Source organism: Lachnoanaerobaculum sp. OBRC5-5 (assembly GCF_000296385.1).
Lineage (GTDB): Bacteria > Bacillota > Clostridia > Lachnospirales > Lachnospiraceae > Lachnoanaerobaculum.
Genome location: NZ_JH815185.1, coordinates 1,150,866 through 1,166,483 on the forward strand (window position 1 = coordinate 1,150,866; position 15,618 = coordinate 1,166,483).

The 15,618-nt window shown below is 37.4% G+C and carries 12 protein-coding genes and 1 other RNA gene; all 13 read right to left on the minus strand.

Annotated elements, in window-relative coordinates:
- Positions 1-55 precede the first annotated feature (55 nt).
- The gene (locus HMPREF1135_RS05335; RefSeq protein ID WP_034242934.1) at positions 56-1,009 is read right to left on the minus strand and encodes a CapA family protein; all 954 of its coding nucleotides are present in this window, start codon (positions 1,007-1,009) and stop codon (positions 56-58) included.
- Complete coding sequence (locus tag HMPREF1135_RS05340; RefSeq protein ID WP_007592833.1) at positions 1,003-3,186, minus strand: DUF3160 domain-containing protein; 2,184 nt, start codon at positions 3,184-3,186, stop codon at positions 1,003-1,005. The genes HMPREF1135_RS05335 and HMPREF1135_RS05340 overlap by 7 nt, the downstream gene beginning before the upstream one ends.
- A gap of 32 nt (positions 3,187-3,218) precedes the next feature.
- Complete coding sequence (locus HMPREF1135_RS05345; RefSeq protein WP_007592834.1) at positions 3,219-3,944, minus strand: FG-GAP repeat domain-containing protein; 726 nt, start codon at positions 3,942-3,944, stop codon at positions 3,219-3,221.
- Between the two features lie 82 nt (positions 3,945-4,026).
- An RNA gene (gene rnpB / locus HMPREF1135_RS13605) (RNase P RNA component class A) lies at positions 4,027-4,345 on the minus strand.
- 41 nt (positions 4,346-4,386) lie between these two features.
- On the minus strand, positions 4,387-5,643 hold the full coding sequence (locus HMPREF1135_RS05350; RefSeq protein ID WP_007592835.1) for a tRNA(Met) cytidine acetate ligase: 1,257 nt from the start codon (positions 5,641-5,643) through the stop codon (positions 4,387-4,389).
- A 2-nt stretch (positions 5,644-5,645) separates the two neighbouring features.
- Positions 5,646-6,398, minus strand: a complete 753-nt coding sequence (gene dapB / locus HMPREF1135_RS05355) for a 4-hydroxy-tetrahydrodipicolinate reductase (RefSeq protein ID WP_007592838.1) — start codon at positions 6,396-6,398, stop codon at positions 5,646-5,648.
- Positions 6,398-7,279: a 4-hydroxy-tetrahydrodipicolinate synthase gene (gene dapA / locus HMPREF1135_RS05360; protein WP_007592840.1), complete on the minus strand. Its 882-nt coding sequence runs from the start codon at positions 7,277-7,279 to the stop codon at positions 6,398-6,400. Before dapA ends, dapB begins: the two co-directional genes overlap by 1 nt.
- A 10-nt stretch (positions 7,280-7,289) precedes the next feature.
- Entirely contained in the window at positions 7,290-8,615 is a 1,326-nt protein-coding gene (locus HMPREF1135_RS05365) for a chloride channel protein (protein ID WP_007592843.1), read from the minus strand.
- Positions 8,608-9,837: a threonine ammonia-lyase gene (ilvA, locus tag HMPREF1135_RS05370; protein ID WP_007592846.1), complete on the minus strand. Its 1,230-nt coding sequence runs from the start codon at positions 9,835-9,837 to the stop codon at positions 8,608-8,610. The genes HMPREF1135_RS05365 and ilvA overlap by 8 nt, the downstream gene beginning before the upstream one ends.
- Before the next feature lie 44 nt (positions 9,838-9,881).
- Positions 9,882-10,811, minus strand: coding sequence for a signal recognition particle-docking protein FtsY (ftsY, locus tag HMPREF1135_RS05375; RefSeq protein ID WP_007592852.1), 930 nt, complete (start codon positions 10,809-10,811; stop codon positions 9,882-9,884).
- A 9-nt stretch (positions 10,812-10,820) separates the two neighbouring features.
- The gene (gene smc / locus HMPREF1135_RS05380) at positions 10,821-14,378 is read right to left on the minus strand and encodes a chromosome segregation protein SMC (RefSeq protein ID WP_007592854.1); all 3,558 of its coding nucleotides are present in this window, start codon (positions 14,376-14,378) and stop codon (positions 10,821-10,823) included.
- Positions 14,369-15,067, minus strand: coding sequence for a ribonuclease III (rnc, locus tag HMPREF1135_RS05385; RefSeq protein WP_007592856.1), 699 nt, complete (start codon positions 15,065-15,067; stop codon positions 14,369-14,371). The genes smc and rnc overlap by 10 nt, the downstream gene beginning before the upstream one ends.
- Positions 15,068-15,383: 316 nt before the next feature.
- Positions 15,384-15,617, minus strand: a complete 234-nt coding sequence (gene acpP, locus HMPREF1135_RS05390) for an acyl carrier protein (RefSeq protein ID WP_007592858.1) — start codon at positions 15,615-15,617, stop codon at positions 15,384-15,386.
- Position 15,618 lies beyond the last annotated feature (1 nt).

A 15,618-nucleotide genomic window follows, 5' to 3' on the forward strand; every position in this document is an offset into this window, starting at 1 on the left:
TCAATATGTATTTAATTTTATCTGCCTATTCTATTTATTTTCCAAAAAGGTACCCTTATTCCATCAACTCCGGTTGGCCTTTTTTTATTTTAAATTTCTGCTCCTGTATATTCACATTGTTTTTTTTATCAATGCTGATTCTTAGCATAAGCCCCTCGTCAGTGCCCTTTGGTACCTGCTTATCAAATATGCAATTGCCCAAACTGTAATAAATATATTTCCCCTTATACAGTTCACTCTCCTGTATTACATGAGGATGGGCTCCCACCACAAAGTCTGCACCATTATCTATGGCATATCTTGCAAGATCTTTTTGCATCTTGCTTGCATAGGGCTCGTATTCAATGCCCCAGTGAAAATATACCATTTTAAAATCAGCCTTAAGATTATTTAGTTCAGCTTTTATTTTTTCGGATTTATTTCCGTCATAATCTAAAAGATAATTTATATTGGCTTTATCCGCATTGAATACAAAACCTTCCGGTGGAAATATGCTGTATGCCAAAATCCCCAGCCGAAAGCCGTCCTTTTCAAAAATATAACTCATATCCTCACCGGCATTTTCGCCGGCTCCCACATATGAGATGCCGGCTCTTACCAGTTCATCCATAGTATCTTTTAAACCCTCGGATCTATAGTCCATTGTATGATTATTTGCGAGGTCACAGAGGTCTATACCCGCTTTTTTCATAGCTTTTGCATTATCGGCTGAGGCTTTAAACACAAAGCGACTCGCCTTATTGGCTCCACGGCTATATTCGGTAATAGGACATTCAAGGTTAACTATTGTAAGATCATCCTCTAAGAAAATATCTTTCATATTCTCATAGAGATGATCATACCCACTCTTTTTTATATAGCTGTCCACCCCTCTTGAAAGCATTATATCTCCGACAATTGTAAGTTCTATACTTTTATTTTTTTTGCTTCGATAAGAGCAGACAGCTATACCGGATAAGGACATTACAATTAAAATCAATATAAAAATATTTTTTTTATTTTTTAGCATCCTGAGCTGTAAGGAACTTCAGGAGTTATTATCTCCTCTCCCTCCTCCTCTTGCATATAATCTCCTACAAACGGCAGTCTCTTAGGAGGTCTGTTGACCATATTCTGCCACGACTCATCTGTCAGCCTTTCATTACTTATAAATTCAAAATAATCAAATACCGCACCTCTTGTCAAATAGAGCTTTCCATCTATAGGTACAACAACATATATTTCGGCCGCATTCCCTACACCTACCTCAAGATAGCCTGAACCCTTATCAGTATTTGCTGAGTGAATATCCGCTATCTGTGCCATATTCTTATCTGTATCTGACGCTACCTGATACCAGTCTTGAGCCTCTGCAATACTGCTGCTTAAATACTCAAGTGTACCTCCATATGTCATTAATGTATCATTCTCTTCATATGTAAGGCTTTCACCCTTAAGTTCCTTTATTGAGCAGTTCTTTAAAAACTCAAGCAGCTCAATTATATTTTCACATTTATTTTTCATGCTGTCACTTATTCCGTTTCTTTGTGACAGTCCCTCCATAGTCTGCTTTGTAAGCCATATAAGTCTGTTATAAAACTCGGGGTTCGGCTCCACATATCCTGTAACTTTTGGCGGCTCCTCTTCTTCTCCTCCACATTCCACACTGCTTTGGGCACCGTATAATATGGTATCATGTCTAAGTTCAGACCAGCTTCCAAGCGCTGTGGAAAGAGATTTGCTCTCCCATGCCTTATTTCTCATAAAACTTGGATAACCTTCAGGGAATCTTTGATTTAAACTCTCAAGACTGTAAAGCCATGTAGTGTATATATTACCCGTCTTGTCCTTAATACTTCTTTCATCAAATTCGGATTTTACCTTATTGTATTCTTTTTTATAGTCATCCCATTCCTTTGAAGGATTATAAAGTGAATCCAATAACTCTTCAGCTCTTTGCGATCCGAATACAGCCATAACATCCAGTCCGCTTGGGAAAGGTCTTTTTTCATTTGAAAGTCTGCTTAAAATTTCCGAATCCGGTATATATCTTTGTCCCATAAATCTAAAGCATAAGCCTATGGAACTGTTCTTTATCCTTGCCTGACCTACCTTATCAAGTTCGGCATAAAGTTTATCCATACCGCCCGATATATCTTTGGGCTCAGGCATTTCTCCATAAACAGCTTTAACTATGGCACCAAACTCCAAAGGATTTATATCATTTGTACTTCCCACAAAGAACTCTGTGATCGTATATATATCTTCCCACAGATCCATTCCTTTTTCCTTTGGCAGCTCCTCCAAAGCCTCGGTGGCAATGATTGACATATACGCTCCGTCTTCATCTCTTTTACCTGTTGCATCATATAAAACAAAAGGTACAACACCATACACACTCATAGCACCGAAATATGCCTTTAATTCATCACTTCTTGTATAATGCCCTCTTACCTTAAAAAGACTGTAGTCAACATCACTGCCTGTAATCGAAGATACAGCTTTACTCTCCGCCCTTACATTTGCATAATCCGCTTCTACAAGAGTTTTTATTTCATCAGGTAAATTACTTTCTTCTCCCAAAAGTTTTTCACACAGCGCAAAATATGCCAATGTCTTTCCTACAAGTTCTTTATCCTTTTGATTCTTTGTATCCTGATATTTTTTTACCAGAATTTCTACCATATTTTTATTCAGCTCTTTAAGTTCTATATAAAGCTTTTCAGCCTCCGTCTGCCTGAGAGTATAATCATAAAAGATATGATAGAGCTGTAAAACGGAATCTGTGGTTATAAAACTCGGTATCCTATTATATGTATTTGCCTCATATATATAAAACAACTGTTGGCTGTCCGTAGGATTTACAACAAAACCGTTTTTTTCAATCATTTCTTTTTGCACATCATTCAAATTCCCGAACTGACTTAAGTTTTCAACATTTGAAAGAGCGCTCTGTATCTTAATATCAGGAACATTTGCTTCTATTTCAAGTGGAGTGTACTCACCTCCTGTAGAATAAAATTCCTTTGGCTTTGGCAATTCATAGCCAAGATTTTTGACTGTTATAGTGTTATTTTGACTGCCATTGTCTACACTTTGATTTTCTTTATCCTTTCCGTTATTATGTACTTTTATATTGATACTGTATCTGCAGGAAGTTAAAATCAATATAAAAATTATCATCATTGACAAAAATCTTTTTTTCATAAATTTATCCCCTTTTTATGTTTTTTGCCTCTTTATTCCAACAATATACTTTTGTTTACTATTTTCACCTCTCTTTCTTTTCCGTCCGCTATAATCTTTATTCCATCATTATTATTTTCAAATTTTATTTTTTTAAATTCTTCACTACCTTGAATAAACAGCTCAAATCCGAAACCTTCCCATTTATATACCGACAAAATTCTGTTTTTATTTTCAAGTTCTTCTATGGCTATAAGCTCTGCTATACCGTCATTGTCTATATCTGCCGTTATAATATCGTCAAATGGTCTGGCTAATCTTGAACCCAGCCAAAGCGGTATCAGTTTTTTTGAATCAAAATTATAGAAAAAAGGTCTTTTTGCCAATGCATTGTGAAACTTTACCTTTTTATACATTATAATATTTATATCCGGTCTTTTATCTCCGTTCACATCTCCAAGCTGCACCTTTGAAGGCTTCATATTTGAAAAATCAAAGCTGTAATCAGGCTCTTCCCCCAATACTACCTTGCCGTCAGATAATTTAAAATCTCTGTATATTTCTATAAATTTGCCATAAGGCTCTCCGCTTGGCAGCTTTTTTCTTTCTCCACCGTCATTTATCGCAATAAGTTCATCAACACCGTCCATATCTATATCTCCGATGCTGTATGAAATAATATCGGTATTTGATATATTTGATGATTCAGCTTTACTACAGGATGAAAGCATAAAAAGCATTGAAATAAATATGGCTGTTTTTATTATACATTCTCCCATACATACCCCTTACGAACTGTTAGTATATCATTATTATAATTCCTACATAGATTTTTTACAACTAAAACAGGCTCCCTTTGGGAGCCTGAGCAAAACATAAGCCGGGTTATGTATTAAACGGTCATCTATCTGGTCCTTATGTCACCACAAGGCTCTAGCGACCTACCTGAATATCGGACGGGCAGCCCTATTCGCTTCGGTCTTGCTTTGGATGGGGTTTACACTGTCCCCATATGTTACCATATGAGCGGTAGTCTCTTACACCACCTTTTCACCCTTACCTTTCGGCGGTTGTTTTCTGTTGCACTTTCCTTGGAGTCGCCTCCACCGGATGTTATCCGGCATCCTGCCCTATAAAGCCCGGACTTTCCTCACATTTGTGCGACCGTCTGTTTTACTAAAAGATACTTTAACATCCGGGAAAAGATTTGGCAAGGTAAAATTATACCATAACCACATTCCTTTTGTACGGATTACAAAGCTTTTCACCGTATTTTTCAAAGTGAATCGAATTATATAAAAAATCTGAATAAATATTATTTTCAAATATTTTAAGACTAGCAGGACTTAATATATCCCCTGCATTACTTACCTTACTGATAATCGGAAGCTCACTTCTTTTTTTCAGTTCCGAAAGCAGATCGCCTGCATCCTCTCTGAAACCTAAAAGCATCGGATAGGCGGCCATATTTTTTTCCGCCTTTATTTCTTCCAATAATTTCTTTTTATGATTTAAAAGCAGATGAAAAATTGCTCTGCTTATTCGGGTGTATGTGAAGTTCTTACTTTTAAGCTTCAAAATAAAATCACCGTAGTTTTTATTTTCAAGTTCAAATATATTTTTCTCCATAGTATTGGCAAGTTCTTTTGAAACATCGCAATACTCTGAAAGATTATCACCCTTACCTAGCTTTTCCAATATGCTTCTTTGTACAGTAAATAAAAAATCATCATCAAACACAGGCTTACTTTTTCTAAATAAATCTATATTTACATCGGGTATGGCAGTTTTTATGCTTTCCATAAATATATCCGAGTTTGATTCACTGACAAGCTTTCTGATGGCTGTAGCCGATGAAAACTTGCTCTCCTCTATTTCCTTTTCATGGTATCCGCTTCCGCTTCTACTGATTATAACAGGATGAATATCAGCATTAATTAGTCTTATATTTTTTAGATACTCGATTGCAAGTATATTATTTGGAGAAGAAAGTATATTCTCTATCTCAGTAATATCTTCCCTCTCCCGTTCTTTCAATGCCTCTATTATCGCATTATGCCTTGCTTTGGCATAGTTTAGCCCCTCTGCCATATGTTTTTTTACAGCAAATTCCTGCTCTTTATCAGTTAAAACTTTTGCTACAGTATCAAGAAGTTTGTAATTATCATTTTCAGCACCGAATGATATAAAGTCCACGCCAAGTATTTTTAAAAGACTTATTCCAAATCCCGCAAAATCATTTGCACTTGCACCGCTAAACAGAGCCGGAATTTCAAACACCGCATCAATTCCGGCATTTAACGCCATATTCGTTCTTATGCTTTTATCAAATATAGCCGGTGCTCCTCTTTGTACATAATTTCCGCTCATAATTGCAATTATATAATCGGCACCTGACATTTCTTTTGCTTTTTTTATCTGATACTCATGTCCGTTGTGAAAAGGATTATATTCCGCAATAATCCCCAATATCTTCATATTTAAATCACATCACTCATATCATATAATCCTGCAGTCTTGCCCTGTAAGAATTTAGCTGCGGATATCGCACCGTTTGCAAAGATTTTTCTGGAATAAGCTCTGTGACTTAATGTTATAACTTCATCTTCACCTGCAAAGATCACATCGTGATCTCCGACTATTGTGCCGCCTCTTACAGCCGAAAGTCCTATCTCATCAGCCCTTCTAGGCTCATGTCTTTTGCTTCTGTCATAGGTATAAGTAAGCTTCTCATCCATATTTTCATTTACCGCATCCGCAAGTAAAATAGCCGTACCGCTCGGTGCATCAAGTTTTCTTCTGTGATGTGCTTCCACTATCTCTATATCAAAGCCTGCAGCTCTAAGTGTGGGAGCTATCTGTGCCAAAACTTTTGATAGAGTGTTTATACCCAAGGACATATTTGCTGAACGAAGAATCGCCGTGTTTTTTGAAAGTTCATTGATTCTTCCGATTTGTTCCTCGCTTAGTCCTGTGGTACAAATAACGGCAGGTATCTTTTTTTCTTCAATAAAATCCAGAAGATTATCCACAGCCTTCACTGAAGCAAAGTCAATTACGGCATCCGCCTCTATATCTATCTTTCTTATATCATCAAATACAGGAAATCCCAAGTCCACATCTGTATTTAAGTCAACTCCCGCCACTATTTCAACAGTAGAATCCAAAGCTATAAGCTCGCTGACCACCTTGCCCATGGCTCCGTTTGCACCGTTTAATATTATTTTAGTCATTATAATATACCGTACTCCTTCATAGCCTTAGCCAAAGCATCCTCATGTGCCTTTTCCATCTGTGTAAGAGGAAGTCTAAGCGGTCCTACATTCTTTCCCTGTAAGTTCATTGCAGCCTTTACAGGTATAGGATTTACCTCTGTAAACAAATTCTCTACAACATCAAGAGCCTCTATCTGCATCTTTCTTGCCTTTACAAAATCACCGTCAAGTGCGGCCTGACACATATCATGTGTCTGTCTTGGAGCTACATTTGATAAAACTGATATAACTCCTTTTGCTCCGATACTCATAAGTGGAACAACCTGGTCGTCATTTCCTGAATACATATCTATCTCAGAGCAGAGTCTCAAAGTCTTTATTGCATTTGAGAAGTTTCCGCTTGCCTCTTTTACACCGACTATATTAGGTACATTATTTACCAGGTATGCAATAGTCTCAGGCTCGATATTTACTCCTGTTCTTCCCGGAATATTGTAAAGCACAACAGGAATATCTATTGCATTTGCTATTGCACTGAAATGCTGTATTAGTCCTTTTTGTGTAGCTTTATTGTAATAAGGTGAAACTACAAGCACACCGTCAGCACCGTATTCCTGTGCTTCTTTTGAAAACTCCACAGCTGTTTCCGTAGAATTTGAACCTGTACCTGCAATTACCGGAATTCTTTTGTTTACTATCTCAATTGTTCTCTTTATAACATCTAAATGTTCTTCTACTGTAAGAGTTGACGCTTCACCTGTTGTACCGCATGCAATAATACAGTCCGTACCGCCTGCAATCTGCTCCTCAAGTATTTCCTCCAATTTATTATAATTTACACTACCGTCTTCATTCATAGGTGTAATAAGTGCAACACCTGCTCCTTCAAATATAGCCATAAATGACCTCCTAACTGTTTTGTCTTTTCTTTCTGATACTTATTGCGTCTGAACCTACATATCTTGCTTCGGTTTTTGAGTATGCAAACTTTTGTGAACTGTATAGTCCGTAATAGCCTGATAAAACGAAACTGACTCCCACTACTATAGCATAATAATTAAGTCCAAGGCTACCGCAAAATTCTATTCCCATAAAAATCGAGGCTATCGGACAGTTGGTTACTCCGACAAAGCATGCAATCATTCCACATACAGTACATAGCTCATAAGGAAGTCCGAATACCTTTGCAAAAGCACCTCCGAAGGTTGCTCCTATAACAAATGTGGGAACTATTTCTCCGCCTTTAAATCCTCCTCCAAGAGCCACTGCGGTAAAAAGTATTTTCATAAGAAATGCTTCATATCTCACATCTCCTTCCATACTTCTTTCTATAAGCCAGAATCCGCCTCCGTTATAATCTCTGCTTCCCGAGATTACAGTTAATATTATAAATAAAATTGATGCAACTACAATCCTAATATAATGATTTTTAAAATATTTTTTATAAAGATCCGCACTTTCATGCATCACTACAGAAAACAATATCGCCACCGTTGCGCTTAAAGCCGCAAGCAATATCATAAATAATACCATCCTAAGGCTCCACTCCGGTGCGATTTGCAATATAAATTTCTCTTCGGGTGTATGTAAAAGTCCTGCAATATATACCGCAACATATGATGAAAGTATACATGGAATAAGTGCCGCATGATACATTACACCTACGCTGAATATTTCCATACTGAATATTGATGCTGTAATCGGTGTTCCGAAAAGTGCCGAAAAGCATGCCGCCATTCCGCACATTATTGCAATATTTATATCGGCCTTATCTGAAAATCTGCTCTGTCCAAGCTTTAATCTTCTTCCTATAAAACTTCCGATACTTCCGCCTATCTGCAATGCCGCACCTTCTCTTCCCGCACTTCCTGAAGTCAAATGGGTAAGAAATGATGATATATAAATAGCCGGTGCCATCTTTAAAGGCAGTCTTTCTCCCGAGGAGATTGAATCAATCACATAGTTGGTGCCTCTCGGATTGTCGGCATGTATAAAATGATACAGTGCCGCAATCAAAAGTCCCGCTATAGGCATAAGGTAGAGTGTATAGCTGTGGCTTCTCCAGATTCTTGTCGCCAAATCTATGGCATGTCCGAAGCTTGACCCCGCAACACCGACAACTACGCCTATTATAACTGAAACTATCCCCCATTTTATGCAATAGATTATATTGGTTTTAAAATGAAATTTATCTAAAAATCCCCTGAAATCTACATTTACTTTTCCATCAAGCATTATAAGTTCCCTTACTCCTTACAAGTTTAGGTCTGTACCCCTCTTTATTCAATCTTTCAACTATCTGTTTCTTATGCTCCGTTCCGTAAGCTTCAATAGTAATTCTAAGCTCTACTGCCGCATTTCTGTTTATACTTATAAACTGATTATGCTCAAGCTTTATAACATTTCCTCTCTCACTTGCCAAAAGGTCTGCTACCTTTGCAAGTTCACCCGGCTTATCAGGTAAGAGCACTGAAACGGTAAATATTCTGTCTCTTTCTATAAGTCCGTGTTGTATCAAAGATGCCATTGTTATAACATCCATATTTCCGCCACTCAATATTGAAACAATCTTTTTACCCTTTACATTCAGATGCTTCAGTGCGGCAACGGTAAGTAGACCTGAGTTTTCAACTATCATCTTATGATTTTCCACCATATCAAGGAATGAAACTATCAGCTCGTTGTCATTGATAGTTATAATATCATCTATATTTTCTTTAACATAATTAAAGAGCTTATCTCCCGGTGTCTTTACCGCGGTTCCGTCTGCAATTGTATTTGCAGATTCTAAAGTCACTATATGACCTTCTTTTATAGACGCTTTCATACATGCCGCATTTTCAGGCTCTACACCAATAACATGTATATTCGGATTCAACATCTTTGCAAGTGTTGCCACTCCTGCACATAAGCCGCCTCCGCCTATCGGTACAAGTATATAGTCTACAGTAGGAAGTTCTTTGATTATTTCCATCGCAATACTTCCCTGTCCTGTAGCTACTGTCAAGTCATTGAAAGGATGTACAAAGGTTGCTCCGCTCTCTTTAGCATATTCCATAGCCTTTGCAGCCGCCTCATCAAATACATCCCCGTAAAGCTCCACATTTGCACCGTAGTTTTTGGTTCTGTTTATCTTTATAAGTGGTGTTGTGGTAGGCATAAACACCGTAGCCTTTATTCCTGCAAGTTTTGCGGCATATGCCACTCCCTGTGCATGATTACCTGCGGATGCCGTTACAATTCCTTTTTTCTTTTCTTCTTCAGATAAAGTCGATATCTTATAGTATGCTCCTCTTACCTTGTATGCTCCTGTGTACTGCATATTTTCAGGCTTGAAAAATACTTTATTTCCTGATTGCTCTGAAAAAAACTCACTGAAAACCAGCTTGGTTTCCGATGTAACTCTTTGTACCAGCTCGCTGGCTTCTTCAAATTTTTCTAATGTAAATTCCTTCATGATTGCCTCGATTCTATTTTGCATAATTTGTAACAGCTTTTTTATTACTCATTACTAAACAGTGCATCTACAAATTCCTGTGAATCGAACTTGTGTAAATCGTCTATTTTCTCCCCCACACCGATATACTTTACCGGAATTGAAAGCTCCGCCTGTATTGCTACGGCGATACCTCCCTTTGCACTTCCGTCAAGTTTTGTCAGTATAATTCCTGTTATATTCGCGGCTTCATTAAATACCCTTGCCTGCTCAAGTGCATTTTGTCCTGTGGTACCGTCAAGTACCACCAATGTCTCTCTGTATGCATCCGGATATTCTCTCTCAATTATTTTATTTATCTTTTTCAGCTCTTCCATAAGATTTTTCTTATTGTGAAGTCTTCCTGCCGTATCGACTATCATTACATCGGTATTTCTTGCCACTGCGGCTTTGCAGGCGTCAAATACCACCGCTCCCGGGTCAGAACCCTCATTTTGAGCTATTATATCCACACCGGCTCTCTTTGTCCATTCCTCAAGCTGCTCTATTGCCGCGGCTCTGAAAGTATCCGCAGCTACCACAAGTACTTTCTTTCCTTCTTTTTTAAGCTGACTTGCAAGCTTTCCGACAGATGTGGTCTTTCCTACTCCGTTTACACCAATAACAAATACTACGGATTTTCTGTTTTCAAATTCATAAGCATTTTCACCCAGATCCATTCTTTGCTTTATAGTCTCAATAAGCACATCTTTACACTGTGAAGGTGAGGTAAGATGTTCTTCTTTTACTCTTTTTCTAAGTTCTTCTATGATATCTGTAGAAGCTCTGATACCGATATCACCCATAATAAGTGTCTCTTCAAGCTCCTCATAAAAGTCCTCATCTATTACATCATATCCAAGAAAGACATTTTCTATTCCGCTTACAACGGCATTTCTTGTCTTTGTAAGGCCTTCTACAAGCCTCGAAAAAAATCCTCTTTTCTTTTCTTCCATATAAAACTCCTAATTATCAAGTTCATTCTCTATAAGATTTACGGAAACAAGAGTTGAAACTCCTTTTTCCTGCATAGTAATTCCGTAAAGTCTGTCTGAAGATACCATAGTACCACGTCTATGTGTAATTACTATGAATTGTGTATGATCTGTCAGCTTATGCAAATACTTTGCAAATCTGTCTACATTTGAATCATCCAAAGCGGCCTCTATCTCATCAAGAAGTGCAAATGGTGAAGGCTTAAGGTTTTGTATTGCAAAAAGAAGTGCAATAGCTGTGAGCGCCTTCTCGCCTCCTGAAAGCTGCATCATATTTTGAAGTTTCTTTCCCGGCGGCTGTGAAATAATTGCAATACCCGCTTCAAGCATATCATCCTGCTCTTCAAGTACCAACTTACCGCTACCGCCACCAAAGAGCTCCTTAAATACTTCATCAAATTCTTTGGCTATTTCTTCAAACTTTTCAGCGAACTGCTTTTTCATAGCAATATCAAGCTCTTCAATAATCTTTATCAAAGTTTCTTCAGCTTCCAAGATATCCGAATGCTGCTTTTTCATAAGCTCATATCTTCCCGAAACTTCATTGTAATCTGAAATGGCATTTACATTTACATTGCCTAGAGCTTTGATTTTTGATCTGAGTTCCTGTATCTTTGCTCTGATATCATTTAAACTCATACCTGTATCGGTCTTCAGCTCCAGAGAAGAATTATATGTGAGTTCATATTCATTCCACATATAATTTGTTCGCTCAGAAATTCTTTCTTCGGATTTCTCTATCTGACCTCGCAGTCTATAGATATCTCTGTCAAGAAGTGAAACTCTGTCACTGTAAATATCTCTGTTTTCAAATATCTTATTCTGTGACTTACTTTTTGTTTCCTTTATTTCACTAAGCTCTTCTTCTTTTTTCTTAAGCTCCTCTATTTTTTGAGCAAGTTCCTCTCTTGCCCTTTGCTCTTCTTCAATTCTTTGATGTTTCTCGGTTATATTTCTTATGATATCTTCAGCTTTACCCTTAAGTCCCGATTTCTCAGCTATAAGAGCATCCATATCCGCTTTTGTTCTGTTTACATTTTCATCACTGAATTCAAGTCTCTGCGATATATTTGCATATTCAAGCTTTGAAGAATTAAGTCTTTCAACCACAGTTTCTCTTTTGCTTCTGTAACTTTGAATTTCTTTTTCGATATTTTCAATATCTTTTCCGACTTTTCCAAAGTCCTCGCCTACATTAAGAAGTGTATTATCAAGTCTCTTAGTCTCATTTTCTATTTCCGTAAGTTCATTATCGATATTTTCAAAATCTGTCTGAACAGAAACAGATGAAGCCTTTAATTCATCAAGCTTTTCTATAAGACTGTTTCTTCTATGCTCTATATTATTTTTTTCAATAATAAGTTCCTGGCTCTGCACTCTGTTTTCTTCAAGTTTTGCATTTATAGAATTTCTCTCTGCCTTGAAAGCTTCCACCTTATCATTTGCTTCCGTATAATTTTTCAAAAGCTCCGATATCTCGGCTTCAAGTTCGTCTATTTCACGCTTTCTACCAAGCAGATTTCCTGCACCTTTAAAAGCACCACCGCTTATAGAACCTCCCGGGCTTAAAGACTCACCGTCAAGTGTAACAACTCTGTACTCATATCTGAATTTCTTTTCAAACGCAATCGCATTATCAATGTTGTCGATAACAACAATCTTTCCAAGCAGGCTTCCTACAAGGTTTACATAGGCACTGTCAAACTCCACAAGCTCCGATGCTATTCCTATAACACCTTTTTCTTTTAAAAATTCTTTATTTGAAAACGTTGAATTTCTCACTGAGGACAGCGGCAGGAATGTGGCTCTTCCGTATTTATTTTTCTTAATATAGTCAATAAGAATCTTTGCAGTGTTCTCCGAATCTGTAACTATATTCTGAATTCTTCCTCCAAGAGCCGTTTCTATGGCAATTTCATACTTTTGTGACGCCTTGATAATATCGGCAACAACTCCATGAATGCCGCCGATTCTGTCTCTGGTCTCCATAATCTTTTTTATGGAATTTCCATAGCCGTCATATCTTTCGGCGATATTTTTCATCGAAGTAAGTCTTGCAGATTCTCTTTGGTATTTAATCTGCAAGTCTGATGCAACCTTTGCAAATCTTGTTATCTCCGTATGAATTGCTTCATTTTTATTTTCAAGCTCTTTTTTTGCCGCATTGACTGTATCTATAGAAGCGTTTATCTCTGAAAGATTTTTATCCTCTTCTTCAATCTTTATCTCTAAAGTATTTTGGCCTGTTTTACTCTCCAAAAGTCTCTGTGTCATTTGAGATTTTCTAAGTCTAACCTGCTCAAGGATACCTTTATATCTTTCCTTCTTTGCTCTAAGGTCGGCATTCTTTGAGTTGAACTCTTCTGAAGCATTTTTTAAATCTTCAAGTCTTTTTGTGAGTTCATTGATATTCTTATCAATATTTTCAAGTTCTTCAAAAACACCGTTTTCTTTTTCGCGTGCTTCATTTAAAAGCCTTTGTAAAGAGTTCTTTTCCTCTTCAAGTTTGTCAAGCTCTTTTTGCTTTTTTTCTATATCACTGTCTATATTTTCGCCTCTTGATGCAAGATTTTCATTATTCCTGTTTTCGGAATTTATCTGCTCCTTTAAGATTTCAATATGTGAAGTAATTTCCTGCAATGTAATACTTGTAGCGCTTCTTGTATTTCTTAATTCATCCAGCTCTTCATCTATCTTTTTTAAATCTGCAGTGATATTTTCATAGTCCTGCTTCGATCTTTCAAGTGAAGCTTTGGCATCGTTTAAATCATCTGAAAGAAGTTTTTCTCTCTTCTTATATTCATTCAGATTCTGAGTTATGCTGTCATACTCCATTATGTAGCTGTTTACGTCAAAGGTTTTCAGTTCTTCACGCAATGCTAAAAACTCTTTGGCAACCTTTGCCTGTCTTTCAAGAGGACCTACCTGTTTTTCAAGCTCTGTAAGAATGTCGTTTACTCTCACAAGGCTTTCTCTCTCAGACTCCAGTTTTTTTAGAGCCAGACCTTTTCTTCTTTTAAACTTTGTGATACCTGCCGCCTCGTCAAAAAGTTCTCTTCTTTCTTCAGGCTTTCCGTTGAGTATCTTATCGACCTGTCCCTGTCCTATAATGGAATATCCGTCCTTACCTATACCTGTATCAAAGAAAAGCTCACTGATATCCTTTAACCTGCAGGCTGAACCGTTTATCATATACTCGCTTTCTCCGGATCTGAAAAGCCTTCTTGAAACCGTAACTTCTTCAAAGTCGATATCAAGCTTATGATCGGAGTTGTCCAAAGTAATTGCAACATAGGCAAATCCAAGCGGTTTTCTAAGCTCGGTACCTGCAAATATGACGTCCTGCATATTTCCGCCTCTGAGCTGCTTTGCACTCTGTTCACCAAGTACCCATCTTACCGCATCCGAAACATTACTTTTTCCTGAGCCGTTCGGGCCTACAATACCGGTTATTCCATTGTGAAAATCAAATACAATTTTATTTGCAAAGGATTTGAATCCTTGAATTTCAATACGTTTTAAATACATCCTTCAATTTTCCCCAATTTTTTTAGTGCTTCATAGGCTGCCGCCTGCTCCGCCGACTTTTTGCTTACACCTTCTCCCATTCCTATTGTTTTACCGTCAATTTTTACCGCAACTACGAATTTTTTCAAATGATCGGGCCCCTCTTCAGATATCGGGGTATACTCTACAGATTTTGAGTCCTGTGATTGAATCACTTCCTGTAATATAGTCTTGCTATCATAAAAGAAGACTTTATTTTCGTATTCATTCAGAATGAATTTTAAAATCACCTCTTTTGCATTAGCAAAACCACCATCTAAATAGATGCTGCCAATGAGTGCCTCAAATGCATCACTTATAATGCTCGGCCTCATCCTTCCGCCTGTATGTTCCTCGCCTTTTCCAAGCTTTAAAAACTTACTGAGTTTTATATTTTTGGCACAGTCCGCCAAAGCCGCTTCACAGACAAAACCGGCTCTTATTTTTGTAAGCTCACCCTCCGGCTTATCCGGGTAGACTCCATAGAAAAATTCACTGCTTACAAGTTCCAAAACAGCATCCCCTAAAAACTCAAGTCTTTCATTTGACCCGTTTTTACCGAGCTGATGCTCATTTGCATATGAACTGTGAGTAAGTGCCTGGCTCAAAAGCTCTTTATTCTTATACTCATATCCTAATAATTCCTGTAATTCATTTAAATTATTATTCATACAAACCCTCTACTATCTCTAATTTTACAAAAGAGGCTATTTAACTTGGAGCTACCGTTCTGTAATATAATGGCTTTTATTTTACAATCCTAACCGCAAGACTTTCTTAAAGCTTCGCAGGATTTTACGCAGTCTGCGGAACTCGTTTGTTCGCTTGAAGAGCAGCGAACTGCACTCAAACAGGTCCTCGACTGCTGAATCCTGTCTCGCTTTGCGAAAGTGTTAAACGCTACAAGGATTGTAAAATTAAAAGATTATACATTTATACAAATCGATAGGCAAATTAACAATAGCCTCATTATCTTTCATCCAGGAGTCAATTACCGGTTGCCTTCTTTATTTCTTCTACCGCATCATTTACAGTATGAATATTCTCTGCAACTTCCTGAGGTATCTCAAGCTCAAATTCTTCTTCAATTCCTGTAATGATCTCAAACAGGTCAAGTGAATCGGCTCCCAAATCGTCTACAAAAGCTGAATTAAGCTCAATTGTACTCTCATCAATATTTAAAACCTCAGCGATAATTTTCTTTAATTTCTCAAACTCCATT

What these genes read in the sequence shown, in the direction of transcription:
- dapB (WP_007592838.1), bottom strand. Translation starts at nt 6,398, where the DNA reads ATGACTAAAATAATATTAAACGGTGCAAACGGAGCCATGGGCAAGGTG.
- rnc (WP_007592856.1), bottom strand. Translation starts at nt 15,067, where the DNA reads ATGAATAATAATTTAAATGAATTACAGGAATTATTAGGATATGAGTAT.
- HMPREF1135_RS05335 (WP_034242934.1), bottom strand. Translation starts at nt 1,009, where the DNA reads ATGCTAAAAAATAAAAAAAATATTTTTATATTGATTTTAATTGTAATG.
- ftsY (WP_007592852.1), bottom strand. Translation starts at nt 10,811, where the DNA reads ATGGAAGAAAAGAAAAGAGGATTTTTTTCGAGGCTTGTAGAAGGCCTT.
- HMPREF1135_RS05365 (WP_007592843.1), bottom strand. Translation starts at nt 8,615, where the DNA reads ATGCTTGATGGAAAAGTAAATGTAGATTTCAGGGGATTTTTAGATAAA.
- smc (WP_007592854.1), bottom strand. Translation starts at nt 14,378, where the DNA reads ATGTATTTAAAACGTATTGAAATTCAAGGATTCAAATCCTTTGCAAAT.
- HMPREF1135_RS05345 (WP_007592834.1), bottom strand. Translation starts at nt 3,944, where the DNA reads ATGGGAGAATGTATAATAAAAACAGCCATATTTATTTCAATGCTTTTT.
- HMPREF1135_RS05350 (WP_007592835.1), bottom strand. Translation starts at nt 5,643, where the DNA reads ATGAAGATATTGGGGATTATTGCGGAATATAATCCTTTTCACAACGGA.
- ilvA (WP_007592846.1), bottom strand. Translation starts at nt 9,837, where the DNA reads ATGAAGGAATTTACATTAGAAAAATTTGAAGAAGCCAGCGAGCTGGTA.
- acpP (WP_007592858.1), bottom strand. Translation starts at nt 15,617, where the DNA reads ATGGAGTTTGAGAAATTAAAGAAAATTATCGCTGAGGTTTTAAATATT.
- HMPREF1135_RS05340 (WP_007592833.1), bottom strand. Translation starts at nt 3,186, where the DNA reads ATGAAAAAAAGATTTTTGTCAATGATGATAATTTTTATATTGATTTTA.
- dapA (WP_007592840.1), bottom strand. Translation starts at nt 7,279, where the DNA reads ATGGCTATATTTGAAGGAGCAGGTGTTGCACTTATTACACCTATGAAT.